General features: G+C 70.4%; 13 protein-coding genes, 2 tRNA genes and 1 pseudogene. 8 read left to right on the top strand and 8 right to left on the bottom strand.

Annotated features, from left to right (window positions below; all coding sequences use genetic code 11):
- Positions 1 to 48: 48 nt before the first annotated feature.
- Complete coding sequence (locus tag AC2W7C_RS06565) at positions 49 to 600, bottom strand: cytochrome b (RefSeq protein ID WP_486000724.1); 552 nt, start codon at positions 598 to 600, stop codon at positions 49 to 51.
- 128 nt (positions 601 to 728) lie between these two features.
- Here AC2W7C_RS06565 and AC2W7C_RS06560 point away from each other — a divergent pair, with 128 nt between their 5' ends.
- Positions 729 to 2,516 (top strand): acyl-CoA dehydrogenase family protein, encoded by a 1,788-nt coding sequence (locus AC2W7C_RS06560; protein ID WP_486000723.1) that lies wholly within the window; start codon positions 729 to 731, stop codon positions 2,514 to 2,516.
- Here AC2W7C_RS06560 and lspA read toward each other — a convergent pair.
- Together lspA and AC2W7C_RS06550 are read right to left on the bottom strand one after the other, a co-directional pair.
- Entirely contained in the window at positions 2,513 to 3,016 is a 504-nt protein-coding gene (gene lspA / locus AC2W7C_RS06555) for a signal peptidase II (protein WP_486000722.1), read from the bottom strand. The genes AC2W7C_RS06560 and lspA overlap by 4 nt on opposite strands.
- A 48-nt stretch (positions 3,017 to 3,064) precedes the next feature.
- Positions 3,065 to 3,892, bottom strand: coding sequence for a trypsin-like serine peptidase (locus tag AC2W7C_RS06550; RefSeq protein WP_486000721.1), 828 nt, complete (start codon positions 3,890 to 3,892; stop codon positions 3,065 to 3,067).
- 65 nt (positions 3,893 to 3,957) lie between these two features.
- On the opposite strand from AC2W7C_RS06550, the pseudogene AC2W7C_RS06545 reads away from it, so the two are divergent.
- Positions 3,958 to 6,142: pseudogene (locus tag AC2W7C_RS06545) on the top strand (S9 family peptidase).
- 30 nt (positions 6,143 to 6,172) lie between these two features.
- Positions 6,173 to 6,706: a GNAT family N-acetyltransferase gene (locus tag AC2W7C_RS06540; RefSeq protein WP_486000720.1), complete on the top strand. Its 534-nt coding sequence runs from the start codon at positions 6,173 to 6,175 to the stop codon at positions 6,704 to 6,706.
- Between the two features lie 57 nt (positions 6,707 to 6,763).
- On the opposite strand, the gene AC2W7C_RS06535 is transcribed toward AC2W7C_RS06540, so the two are convergent.
- The gene (locus tag AC2W7C_RS06535; RefSeq protein WP_486000719.1) at positions 6,764 to 7,219 is read right to left on the bottom strand and encodes a response regulator; all 456 of its coding nucleotides are present in this window, start codon (positions 7,217 to 7,219) and stop codon (positions 6,764 to 6,766) included.
- A gap of 132 nt (positions 7,220 to 7,351) precedes the next feature.
- Between AC2W7C_RS06535 and AC2W7C_RS06530 the strand changes: the two genes are divergently transcribed.
- Positions 7,352 to 7,954, top strand: coding sequence for a sensor histidine kinase (locus tag AC2W7C_RS06530; RefSeq protein WP_486000718.1), 603 nt, complete (start codon positions 7,352 to 7,354; stop codon positions 7,952 to 7,954).
- A gap of 10 nt (positions 7,955 to 7,964) precedes the next feature.
- Here AC2W7C_RS06530 and AC2W7C_RS06525 read toward each other — a convergent pair whose 3' ends face one another.
- On the bottom strand, positions 7,965 to 8,273 hold the full coding sequence (locus AC2W7C_RS06525; protein ID WP_486000717.1) for a hypothetical protein: 309 nt from the start codon (positions 8,271 to 8,273) through the stop codon (positions 7,965 to 7,967).
- An 88-nt stretch (positions 8,274 to 8,361) separates the two neighbouring features.
- Positions 8,362 to 8,435, bottom strand: a tRNA-Gln gene (locus AC2W7C_RS06520).
- A 155-nt stretch (positions 8,436 to 8,590) separates the two neighbouring features.
- Here AC2W7C_RS06520 and AC2W7C_RS06515 point away from each other — a divergent pair.
- Positions 8,591 to 8,667, top strand: a tRNA-Pro gene (locus AC2W7C_RS06515).
- Positions 8,668 to 8,812: 145 nt separating this feature from the next.
- On the opposite strand, the gene ilvC is transcribed toward AC2W7C_RS06515, so the two are convergent.
- Positions 8,813 to 9,829, bottom strand: a complete 1,017-nt coding sequence (ilvC, locus tag AC2W7C_RS06510; RefSeq protein WP_486000716.1) for a ketol-acid reductoisomerase — start codon at positions 9,827 to 9,829, stop codon at positions 8,813 to 8,815.
- Between ilvC and AC2W7C_RS06505 the strand changes: the two genes are divergently transcribed.
- Positions 9,828 to 10,376, top strand: a complete 549-nt coding sequence (locus tag AC2W7C_RS06505; RefSeq protein ID WP_486000715.1) for a DUF924 family protein — start codon at positions 9,828 to 9,830, stop codon at positions 10,374 to 10,376. The two genes, ilvC and AC2W7C_RS06505, sit on opposite strands and share 2 nt — an antisense overlap.
- 177 nt (positions 10,377 to 10,553) lie before the next feature.
- Positions 10,554 to 11,099, top strand: a complete 546-nt coding sequence (locus AC2W7C_RS06500) for a hypothetical protein (RefSeq protein WP_486000714.1) — start codon at positions 10,554 to 10,556, stop codon at positions 11,097 to 11,099.
- A 49-nt stretch (positions 11,100 to 11,148) separates the two neighbouring features.
- Here AC2W7C_RS06500 and AC2W7C_RS06495 read toward each other — a convergent pair whose 3' ends face one another.
- On the bottom strand, positions 11,149 to 11,511 hold the full coding sequence (locus tag AC2W7C_RS06495) for a hypothetical protein (protein WP_486000713.1): 363 nt from the start codon (positions 11,509 to 11,511) through the stop codon (positions 11,149 to 11,151).
- 155 nt (positions 11,512 to 11,666) lie between these two features.
- On the opposite strand from AC2W7C_RS06495, the gene AC2W7C_RS06490 reads away from it, so the two are divergent.
- Entirely contained in the window at positions 11,667 to 11,897 is a 231-nt protein-coding gene (locus tag AC2W7C_RS06490) for a hypothetical protein (protein ID WP_486000712.1), read from the top strand.
- Positions 11,898 to 11,986 lie beyond the last annotated feature (89 nt).

Here is an 11,986-nt window from a genome sequence, read left to right as displayed (position 1 = left end):
CGCGGCGGCGGCGCGCGCAGCGCAAGGGGCTCAAGGGCGTGTTGGAGGTCAAGGGCGACGAGGGATCAGCGGGATCATGCGACGCAGCACGTCGTCCCGGTCCAGGAACTGGTGCTTCAGCGCGCCGGCGACATGCAGCACGACCAGGGCGATCAGCAACCTGGCGCTGGCCTCGTGCACGTCCATCAGCTCGCCCGCGGTCTCCCGACCGCCGCCCACGGGCAGGAGCGGCCATTCGAACAGGCCGAACCAGACGATCTCGCGCCCCGCCGCGGACGACGCCGCCCAGCCGACCAGCGGCAGGGCGATCAGCAGGGCGTAGAACAGCACGTGATTGGCGCGGGCCAGCAGCTTCTGCCAGCGCGGCGTCGACGCCGGCAGGGGAATGGCTGGGTTGGCCAGGCGCCAGCCCAGCCGAACAAGGGTCAGGACGAGGATGCTCAGCCCGACGGACTTGTGCAGGTTGATGAACTCCCGCGAGGCCGGTCCTTCGGTCGCCTCGTGGCCCGCGATCAGCAGGATCTGGGTCACGACCAAGGCCGCGATCACCCAATGCAGGGTCAGGGATACGACGGAATAGCGGTCGCGCGGTTCGGCCATGAGGAGCTCCTGAGGGGGGGTCCTGCACCGAACGCCCGTCAGCGGCTCCGGTTCGCCAGGGGCGGCTTGCATCCCCTTGCGGCAAGACGGCATGAACGGAGGAACGATCGTCAGAAGAGCCCGCCGCCATGTCGTCCTACCGCGCCCCCGTCCGCGACCTCGCCTTCACCCTCCAGGCCGTGGCCGGCGTAGAGGCCGTCGCCGCGACGGGCGCCTTCCCCGACTATGACGCCGACGTGATGGCCGCGGTGCTGGAGGCGGCGGCGCAGTTCTCGGAAGGCGTGCTGGCGCCCCTGAACCGCGTCGGCGACCAGAAGGGCTCGACCTGCGTGGACGGGAACGTGACCCCCGCCCCCGGCTTCTCGGACGCCTATCGCCAGTTCGCGGCGGGCGGCTGGACCAGCCTGTCGGCCCCGGCCCATTCGGGCGGCCAGCAGCTGCCCAAGGCGCTGGAGTTGGCGGCCTACGAGACCGTGCACGCCGCCAACATGGCCTTCGGCCTATGCCCCATGCTGTCGCTGGCCGCCATCGAGGCGCTGGAGGCCCACGGGACCGACTCGCAGAAGGCGACCTATCTGTCGAAGCTGGTCACCGGCGAATGGACCGGGGCCATGGTGCTGACCGAACCCCAGGCCGGCTCGGACCTGGGCGCCCTGACCGCCACCGCCACGCCCAACGGCGACGGGACCTACGCCCTGAACGGCCAGAAGATCTTCATCACCTGGGGCGACCACGACGCCACCGACAACATCGTCCACATGGTGCTGGCCCGGCTGCCCGACGCGCCCGCCGGTCCCAAGGGGATCAGCCTGTTCCTCGCGTCCAAGTATCTGGTCGACGCCGACGGGAGCCTGGGCGCGCGCAACGCCTTCCACCCAGTCAGCGTCGAGCACAAGCTGGGCATCCACGGCTCGCCGACCTGCGTGATGAGCTACGAGGGCGCGACGGCTGAACTGGTCGGGCGGCCCAACGAAGGCCTGTCGCACATGTTCGTCATGATGAACGCGGCGCGCCTGGCCGTGGGCGTGGAGGGCGTGGGCGTCGCCGAGCGCGCCTATCAGCACGCCCTGGCCTACGCCCTGGAGCGGCGGCAGGGCCGGTCGGTCTGGACGGGCGAGGCCAACGCTCCGATCGTCGATCATCCGGACGTGCGCCGAACCCTGTCGGTGATGAAAGCCAAGATCGCCGCCGCCCGCGCCATCTGCCTGTCCACCGGCGTGGCCGCCGACCTGGCCCGGCACGCGGCGACCGAGGAGGAGCGCCGGCGCTGGAAGGGGCGCGAGGACCTGTTCACCCCGATCGCCAAGGCCTGGTCCACCGACGTGGGCTGCGAGGTCGCCTCGCTGGGCGTGCAGGTGCACGGCGGCATGGGCTTCATCGAGGAGACCGGGGCGGCCCAGTACTACCGCGACGCCCGCATCGCCCCGATCTACGAAGGCACCAACGGCATCCAGGCGATGGACCTGGTCGGCCGCAAGCTGAGCCAGGACGGCGGCCAGGCGGCGCGCGACCTGATCGCCGACATGAAGGAGACGCTGGCCCGGCTGCCGAAGCTCTACGCCGGCAAGCCGGTCGAGCGCTTCGCCAACGCCATAGAGGCGGTCGAGGACGCCAGCCTGTGGTTGCTGGACGCCAAGGCCGACGCCGGCCGGGCCGCCGACGTGCTGGCGGCGGCGGATGCCTATCTGAAGCTGCTGGGCGACGTGACCGGCGGCTGGATGCTGGCCAAGGGGGCCCTGCACGCCCGCGCCGAGCTGGACGCGGGCCGGGGCGACGCCGCCTGGCTGGAAGGCAAGATCACGCTCTACGAAGTCTACGCCGCCAACGTCCTGGGCCACGCCTCCAGCCGCCTGGCCGCCGTCGGCCAGGGCGGCGCCCTGCTGGAGCGGATGAGCGCGGACGTGCTGGCGGGCTAGAGGGCCTGCGTCGGGGCCGGATCACGGGCCGCCGGGGGCCGGGTCAACAGGGCGCCGAGAACGACAAGGGCGATACCGACGTCGAGGGTGGCGTCTGCGACGTTGAAGATCCACGGGAATCCCAGCCGCGTGGCGTCAACGAAATCGATCACCGCCCCGAGTCGGATCCGATCGACGACGTTGCCCAGCGCTCCCGCCACGATGCAGCCGAGGGCCAGCGCGGTCAGCGGCTGAAGCGGGCGACGGAGGATGGCGAACAGCAGCACGCCCGCCACGGTCAGATTGAAGGCGCTCAATCCCCATCGCGTCCAGTCGCCGACGACGGGCGCCAGCCCGAACGCGTTGCTCTGGTTCATCGACAGCGTCAGGTAGATGGGGCCCAGCAGCGGAACGCTTCCCACGTCCTGAAGATTGGAGAATACCCAGGCCTTCGTCGCCTGATCGATCGTCAGGGCGGCGGCGGCGACAACGAGAGCGGCGACCTGGGTGCGCGACATCATTCCGGTAGCGTAAGGCTTGTTCAGACGGCCGAGAAGACGCCTCGCCCGCTAGGGCTCCGTCCGATCCATCAGGGCGATCGCCTCGCGCACGTATTCGGCGTGGGCGACGACGCCCAGGTCCAGGCCCTCGCCGCCGCCCTGCACCTCCTGCACCAGCACGCCGGCGATGAAGGGATGGTCCGGGACCGGCGCGTCCGGGCGACGGCGCGCGCTGGGCGCCCAGAACACCGGTCCGCCCGAATTGCCCTGCGACACGGCGAAGTCCAGCAGGAAGGTCGGGAAGGCCTGGATCGGGGTGAGCGGATAGGAGCTGATCCGCCCCAGGCGCAGGATCGGGAAGCCGGCCCGGTTGGAGGACAGGCCATAGGGGTATCCGAGCGCCATCAGCTCGTCGCCCGGCCCCACCCGCCAGTGATCGAAGGTGGTCGCATCGGCCAGCCACTCCAGCGGGATCGCGGCCCGGGCGAAGGCTTCCGGGGCGGTGATCGCCATCACGGCGACGTCGCGGTCGGGGTGCTGGGTCCACAGCGCGACCCCGTCGGCGTCGCGAATGGCCAGGGGTTCGGGCGCGAACCGCCAGCTTCCGTCGGCCTCGGGAATGCGCCAGCCGACGCGCGCCTCCGGATCGGGCATCTGCAGCAGCACGTGGGCGGCGGTGACCAGCACCACCCGGGGCGCGCCGTCCGGCCCCGGAGCCGAGACCAGGAAGGCGGTCCCGACCGTGCGCTGGCCCTCGCCCTTGGGCTGGTCGATCTGCACCGTGGCGTTGATCAGGCCGATGGTGAGGTCCCATTCGGGCGGGGCGGCCTGGACGGCGGGAGGCGGTGCGGCAGGCGGTGCGGCAGGCGGTTCGGGCGGCGTGTCCTGGATGACCATTCGATCATTTGACGCCAGCCGCCGACGCGCACAAGGTCCCGCCCTCACCGTTCCAGGGGCCCTCCATGAATCGCCGCGACCTGCTCGCCACCTCCGCCGCCGCCCTCGCCGCGACCGCCCTTCCCGCCCAAGCCCTCGCCCGCCAGACCGGAGCATCGATGCCCCTGAACTCGCCTGTCCCGCCCGTCGCCAAGAAGATCCCCGTCACCATCGAGCAACTGGGCCGGACCCGCACCGACGACTACCAGTGGATGAAGGACGACAACTGGCAGGCCGTGCTGCGCGACCCGACCCTGATCAAGGCCGACGTCAAGGAGCACCTGACCCAGGAGAACGCCTACCGCGAGGCCATGCTGGCCTCGACCGTCCCCCTGCAGACCGCGATGTTCGAGGAGATGAAGGGCCGCATCAAGGAGGACGACAGCTCCGTCCCCGCCCCCGACGGCCCGTGGGAGTACTACACCCGCTACCGGACCGGCGATCAGCACCCGCTGTATTGCCGCCGCCCGCGGGGCCGCGCCGACGGCGAGGTGGTGCTGCTGGACGCCAACCAGCTGGCCCAGGGCAAGGCCTATTCGGAGGTTTCGGCCGCCGGCAACAGCCCCGACCACAAGCTGTTCGCCTACGCCGAGGACGCCCAGGGCTCGGAGGTCCACCAGATCTTCGTCAAGGACCTGGAGACCGGCCAGGTGCTGCCCGACCGATCGGTTCGGCGGGCGGCAACTTCACCTTCTCGCCGGACAGCCAGTGGATCTTCTGGACCAACCGCGACGACAACGGCCGGCCGGACAAGATCTTCCGCCGCCCTGCCCGCGGCGGCGAGACCACCCTGGTCTATGAGGAGACCGACGACGGCATGTTCCAGAGCGTCGGCCGGACCGCCGACGACCGGTTCCTGGTCATCTCGATCGCCAACCAGGAGACCTCGGAGGCCCGCATCATCCCCGGCGACCAGCCGACCGCGACGCCGGTGGTGCTGGAGCCGCGCCATGTCGGCCGGCTGTACGACGCCGACCACTGGGGCGACCGCTGGGTGATCCGCACCAACGCCGACGACAGCGTGGACTTCAAGATCGTCGAGGCGCCGACCGCCACGCCCGGCAAGGCGCAATGGAAGGACCTGGTCCCGCACACGCCGGGCCGGTTCATCGAAGGCGTGGCCCTGGTCAAGGACTACATCGGCCGCCAGGAGCGGGCCGACGCCAACACCAAGATCGTCATCCGCGACCGCTCGGGCGCCGAGCACGAGATCGCCGTGGACGAGCCCGCCTACGCCCTATCGCTGGGCGGGGCGTCGGAGTTCGACACCACGGTCATGCGCTACGGCTACAACTCGCCCAGCACGCCGACCTCGACCTACGACTACGATCTGAGGACCCGCGAGCGACCCTGCGCAAGGTCCAGGAGATCCCGTCGGGCCACAACCCGGCCGACTATGTCGTCGAGCGGCTGAATGCCCCGGCGTCGGACGGCGAGCTGGTGCCGGTGACGGTGTTGCGCCGCAAGTCGACGCCGGTCGACGGCTCGGCGCCGCTGCTGCTCTACGGCTACGGCAGCTACGGCATCCCAATGGCGGCCTCGTTCTCGACCAACCGGCTGAGCCTGGTGGACCGGGGCTGGATCTACGCCATCGCCCACATCCGCGGCGGCTCGGACAAGGGCTGGAACTGGTTCCTGTCGGCCAGGCGGATGACCAAGAAGAACACCTTCACCGACTTCATCGCCTCGGCCGAGCACCTGATCGCCCGCAACTACGCCAGGGCGGGCAACATCGTCGCCCACGGCGGCTCGGCCGGCGGCATGCTGATGGGGGCGGTGACCAATATGCGGCCCGACCTGTGGGCGGGAATCATCGCCGCGGTGCCTTTCGTCGACGTGATCAACACCATGAGCGACACCTCCCTGCCGCTGACGCCGCCGGAATGGCCCGAGTGGGGCAATCCGATCGAGGACCCCGAGGCCTACGACTACATGATGAGCTACAGCCCCTACGACCAGGTCGGGCCCAAGGCCTATCCGGCCATCCTGGCGACCGGCGGCCTGTCGGACCCGCGGGTCACCTACTGGGAGCCCGAGAAGTGGGTCGCCAAGCTGCGGCCGGCCACGACCTCGGGCAAGCCGGTGCTGCTGAAGATCAACATGGAGGCCGGGCACGGCGGCTCGTCGGGGCGGTTCGACTACCTGAAGGAAGTCGCCCACGACTACGCCTTCGCCACCTGGGCCGTCGCCAAGGGCTGGGAGCAGGCCTGAGGCCCGCGCCCGGCCGCGGAGACGCCCGGCATGACCCTGACCCTGCGCGACGCGGCCGAGGGCGACGCGGCGGCGATCGCGGCTCTGTATGGGCGCGAGGTCGCCACCGGGACGGCGACGTTCGAACTCGATCCTCCGTCCACGGACGATATGGCCGGACGGATGGCCGCCGTCCGCCGCCAGGGCCTGCCGTGGCTGGTCGCCGAGCTGGACGGGAGCTTCGCCGGCTACGCCTACGCCTCCCCCTTCCGGCCCCGTCCAGCCTACCGCTATGGCGTGGAAGGCTCGATCTACGTCGAGGCCGATGCGCGCGGGCGAGGCGTGGGCCGAGCGCTGCTGGAGGCGCTGATCGTGCGCATACGGGCCATGGGGCTGCGGCACGTGATCGGGGCGATCAGCGACAGCGAGACCAGCCAGGCCTCGATCGCCCTGCACCGGTCGCTGGGCTTCCGGCCGGTCGGGGTCTACCGCCAGGTGGGCTGGAAGTTCGACCGCTGGCTGGACGTCACCCTGGTGCAGCTGGACCTGGCCCCGACGGCGCGCGCCGGAAGGGCCGGGGACTGAACCTGGGGCGGCGGCCTGGCCTGACCGCCGCCGGACCTAGCACGGCGAAAGCCGCGGTCAGTGGGGCGCGATGTCGTCGGGCGGGGTGGCCAGCCACGGGGCCAGGCGGAAGCGGCGGGGCGCCTCCCCCACCGTCCGGTGCTGAATGAACTGCCGGGCGAACTCCACCACAGCGCGAATCGTCTGCTCGTCGAACGGTTTGGAAACCGCGCCCAGGGCGCCCGCGAAGCCGTCGGGAATCTGTTCGGGATTGGCGGTGAGGAAGACGACGGCCGTGCCGTAATCGGTTACCAGATGCTGCGCGATCTGCGGCCCGGTGATGCCGTCCAGGAGGTTGACATCGATCAACGCCAAGTCCGGACGCTCGCGGTCGGCGACGACGAAAGCCCCCGCCTTGTCCATGGCGCAGCCCACGACATCGCAACCCGAATCGCCCAGCACCAGCTCCAGCTCCATGGCCAGCAGCGCCTGGTCCTCGACGATCATGACCCGCAGGTCCGGCGGCTTGGTCACGCTACCCACTCCCCGGCTAACCAGACCCATTAATACTGATTGTGTCGGTTAGCGGACAGTCGAATGCGCCAGTGGCTATTTGGTTCGACTTGGAGTAAGAATTTCCCGGCGTTTTCAATCGTTGGGGGAACGATGGCGACCGCTGCGGAAGACCATGCCGGCGAACTGCAGAGACGCCTTCTGGGCGGCTACCGGCTTCTTCAGACGCTGGTGGGGATTCGGCTGCGGTCGGTCACCGACCCGGAGAGCGTCCGGCACCTGACCTGGCTGAGCGACGTCACCGCGGCGATGGAGCTGATCAGCCGCCGGATGGCCGCGGACGGGCCGCTGGATTTCGCGGGCTATCTGGACGACGTCGCCGGCTTCTGGAGCCGGGCGTGCGAGGGCCGGCCGGTGCGGGTCGAGGTGCGCGGCCAGACCGCGCTCTTGCCCGACAGCCATCTTCTGCCACTGGCGATCATCACCCACGAGCTGATCTCGAACGCCTGCCGTCACGCCTTCCCCGACGACCGCCGGGGCTCGATCGCCGTGGCCTTCTCGCGCGCGGTGGGCGGCGTCAGCCTGGTGGTGCGCGATTCAGGCGTAGGTTGCGAGACGCTTGAGCCCGGCGAGGGCCTTTCGCTGGTCCAGGGCCTGGTGGAACACCTGGGCGGCTCGATGACCATCGAGACCGCGCCCAACGCCGGGGTCGGCGTGCGCATCCGCCTGCCGCTGGAAGCGGCGGCGACGCACTAGGCGGAGTTCCCTACCCCTTCTCGCGCCGGTCGCGCGCGATGGCGGCGCGGTTGCGCACGGTCCATTGGCCCCGGGTCTCGCGCATGCGGGCGGCGACGGCCTCGGGAGCCGTCGGGATGCAGCGCTTCACCCCGGGCTTGAGGCGGCCGTAGCGGCGGCGAGAGTAGGCCCGGGCGCACTCCATGCAGTGACGGTAGCTCCGGGCCGCGTAGGAGGCGTGCCAGTTTCGCCCCTCCTGAAGGACGATCTCGCATTCCCTGCACCTGAACATCGCCCGCACGCCCGCACTTCGGGCGTCGCCGGCCCGGTTCTTCGACACTGGAGAGCCGCGGTTGCGGCGAGCCGGTCAGAGGAACGCGCGGCGCGAAGCGGGCGGTTCGTGGGGAGCCTGCCGGAGGGTCAGGCGGTGGCTGGGGAACTAGGACTCGAACCTAGAATGACGGTACCAAAAACCGTAGTGTTACCATTACACCATTCCCCAGCAGGTCCGGCGTTCACCCGCCCTGCGGCGGGGAGGCGGTCGGATACGCCAAGCCCGCGCCGGACGCAATACCCCTCTCCAAAGACTATTTTCGAGGACCGCGAAACGGCGCTTGCGGGGGGGAAACCCCGTCGCTATAAGCCCGCTCCTCAAGTCGGAGTGTGGCTCAGTCTGGTAGAGCACTGCGTTCGGGACGCAGGGGTCGCAGGTTCGAATCCTGCCACTCCGACCATCTTTCTGGCGCTATCCCGAGCGCCACGGGCGCTCGGTGCTTGAGCGCGTTTTCCTCTCTATCGGCGATGGCGTTCGGCCCACGGGCCCTCATGGCTTGATCGCGGTCGGGCGCATCGGCGCCCTCCTTCCTTTCCCCTCGATCCTCAGCCCTTCGCCTTCGCCGCGACCTGGGCCAGGCGCGCGCCGACCGCTTCGATCGTCCGCTCGCCCAGCGCCTTCCGGCGGGCCAGGAGATCGGGGGAGCCGGCGTCGTAGTCGGCCATCAGCCGGGCGACGAAGGCGCCCGAGCGGACCTCGGCCAAGACCTGGTCCATAGCGTCCTTCGAGGCGTCGCCGATGACGCGCGGGCCGGTCAGGTAGGCGCCGTACTCGGCGGTGTTGGAGATGCGGCCGAAGGCGCCGGCGATCCCCTTCTCAAACATCAGGTCGGTGACCAGCTTCAGCTCGTAGAAGCACTCGAACCAGGCCACCTCGGGCGGATAGCCGGCGTCGACCAGCTTCATGAAGGCCCCGTCGACCAGTTCGGCCACGCCGCCGCACAGGACGACCTGTTCGCCGAAGAGGTCGCTCTCGCACTCCGCGGCGAAGGTCGTCTCCAGGATGCCCTTGCGGCCGCAGCCCAGGGCGGCGGCGTAGGAGAGGCCGAGCGCATGGGCGCCGCCGGTGGCGTCCTGGTGGACGCCGAACAGGGCGAAGACCCCCTGCCCTTCGACATAGAGGTCGCGGATGCGCGGGCCGATGCCCTTGGGCGAGGCCAGGACGACGTCCAGGTCCGGCCGGGGCTTCACCAGGCCGAAGCGGACCGACAGGCCGTGGGCGAAGATCAGGGCCGCGCCCGGCCGGATGTTGGGCTCCAGCTCGTCGCGCCAGAGGTCGCGGTGGGCCTCGTCGGAGACCATGACGGCGACGACGTCGGCGCCGGCCGCCGCCTCGCCGGCTGTGAGGACGGGAAAACCGTCGGCCTGGGCCTTCGCGCGGGTGGCGGAGCCGGCCTTCAAGCCGACGACGATGTCGGCCACGCCCGAATCGCGAAGGTTCAGCGCATGGGTGCGGCCCTGGCTGCCGTAGCCGATGACGGCGACGCGCTTGCCCTGAATGATGGAGAGGTCGCAGTCGCGGTCGTGGAAAGCCGGCAGGGGCGTCGCTATGTGATCGGTCATGAGCACACAGATAACCCCAACCGATGTCGTCGGCTTCTGGAAAGAGGCCGGACCGAAGATGTGGTTCGCCAAGGACGACGCCTTCGACGCGCTGTGCCGGCGCGAACTGGAGGTCGGCCACTTCCAGGCGGCGCGGCGCGAGCTGGATCACTGGGCCGAGACGCCCGAGGGCTCGCTGGCGCTGCTGATCCTGCTGGACCAGTTTCCGCGGAACGCGTTCCGCAACACCGGCCACGCCTTCGCGACCGACCCCCTGGCCCGCCACTTCGCGGTGCAGGCCTTGGACGCCGGCCAGGATCAAAGTGTGGAGAACGATCTGCGGCGGTTCTTCTACCTGCCGCTGCAGCACGCCGAGGACCTGGCGCTGCAGGATCGGCAGGTGACGCTGTTCCAGGCCATGGAGCGGCCGGCGGACGACCGGTGGGCCGAACATCACCGTGCGATCATCGCCCGCTTCGGCCGCTTCCCGCACCGGAACCGGGCGCTGGGCCGCGAGACCACGCCGGAAGAACAGGCCTTCCTGGACGAGGACGGGTTCCGGGGGTGAGGTGCTTCCCTCCTCCGCCCGCGCCGTCTTCAACCGTCGTCCTTCGCGCTTGATCCCAGGGCCGAGGTCGAGCCGGCGCAACCGAACATAACCTTGAGTAGCGCCAGATTCGGGCGCACTATTTTTGCTTGACCGCCGAAATCGGCCCGGCCAATCGTGGGGGACTAGGAGACCGCCATGACGCCGACCCGCACCGCCCTGATCGCGTTCGCCGTCGCCCTGCTGGCTGGGACGGCCGGGCCGGGGCTGACCCAGGAAAGCCCCGCGAGCCGGTCGGCCTATGTGCAGGGAACGCTGAACGTGGCGGCGGGCGAGCGGGTGGTGCTGCGCCGGGCCGACGACGGGACCTACGCCATGACGGGCTCGGAACGGGTCGCGATGGACGCGATCCTGCCGCCCGCCGGGACCAAGCCCGAGGATGTGCGCGGCCTGCTGACCACGGCGCCGGGGACCCTGTCCTTCGCCCTGCAGCTGCGGCGGGACGTGGGATCGCTGCTTCGCGTCGAAAACGCGACCGGAAAGGGCCTGAGATACGTCGCCTACATCCGGCGCATCTCGAACGGTCAGGCCACAGAGCCGCTCAGGACCTCGGTCTGCACCGTGCCGCCCGGCCTAGTGGTGTTCGAGCACTGGCAGGAGCCGGTGATCCAGGTGGTGGCGGCCGGCTTCGAGGACGTCGAGGGCGAGGCTCCGGTCTGCGAGAGCCACGCGGTCAGCGAATAGGACCAGGCGGCCAGGACGGTGCGGCCCGGCGGAAACAGCCCAGGTCGGTTCAGCCCAAGCCGCTGCGGCGCTGGTAGGCCTCAACCAAGTCCTTGGCCTGTTTGAGGCCCAGCCCCGGATTGGCGTCCTTGAAGACCTTGATGGCCTGGATCAGGGCGCCGTTCTGGAGATGGCGGATCGCTTCGGGCGGAAGGTCGGGCGCCGGCGAGGTTGACGACGCCGGCGCGGCGGGTGGGAACGACGCAGGCGCCGCTCGAGTCTGGACCTGAGCCCGCACCTGGGCCTGGCGGCGCAACCGGCTGACGTCGCTGGGGTCGGCCCGTCCGCGCGCGGTGAAGCGGCCGAGCGCGAACCCCGCCGCCAGGGCGACGAGGAGGGCCAAGAGGACGGCGGGATCAAACAGAGCGGTCATGGTGGCCTTGGGCGTTCGCGAGGGCCCAGAACAGCAAAGGCCGACGGAGCGGACGAGTTCCCCTGGGCGGCAATGCTTTGTGACTTGTCGAGCCGCCGAGCGCGGTCTCACCGTGCAAGCGGGCTACGGCGCCTGTCAGCCGGGGAGACGGACCGATGAAGCGGCGCGCGTGCGCGAGGTGGCTGGCCCTTGCTCTTCTGATCCCGACCGCCGCCCACGCCCAGGCCCCGGTCCGGGAGCCCGCCCCGGCGCCCGCCGCGACGGCCTTCGACCTGGAGACCGCGACCGTCGCCGACATCAACCGGGCGATGGACGCGGGGGCGCTGACCTCGGAGCGGCTGGTCCAGCTGTCCCTCGCCCGGATCGCCGCCTACGAGCCGGGCTGAACGCCCTGATCACGGTCAATCCGCGGGCGCTCCGCGAGGCCCGGGCGCTGGACGCCGAGCGCCGGGCGCGGGGCCGCCGGTCGCCGCTG

It is taken from the genome of Brevundimonas sp. CURTG3B2_SDJG (assembly GCF_057364705.1).
Note: the sequence above shows the minus strand (reverse complement) of the source record. Positions and strands in the feature narration are given on the sequence as shown.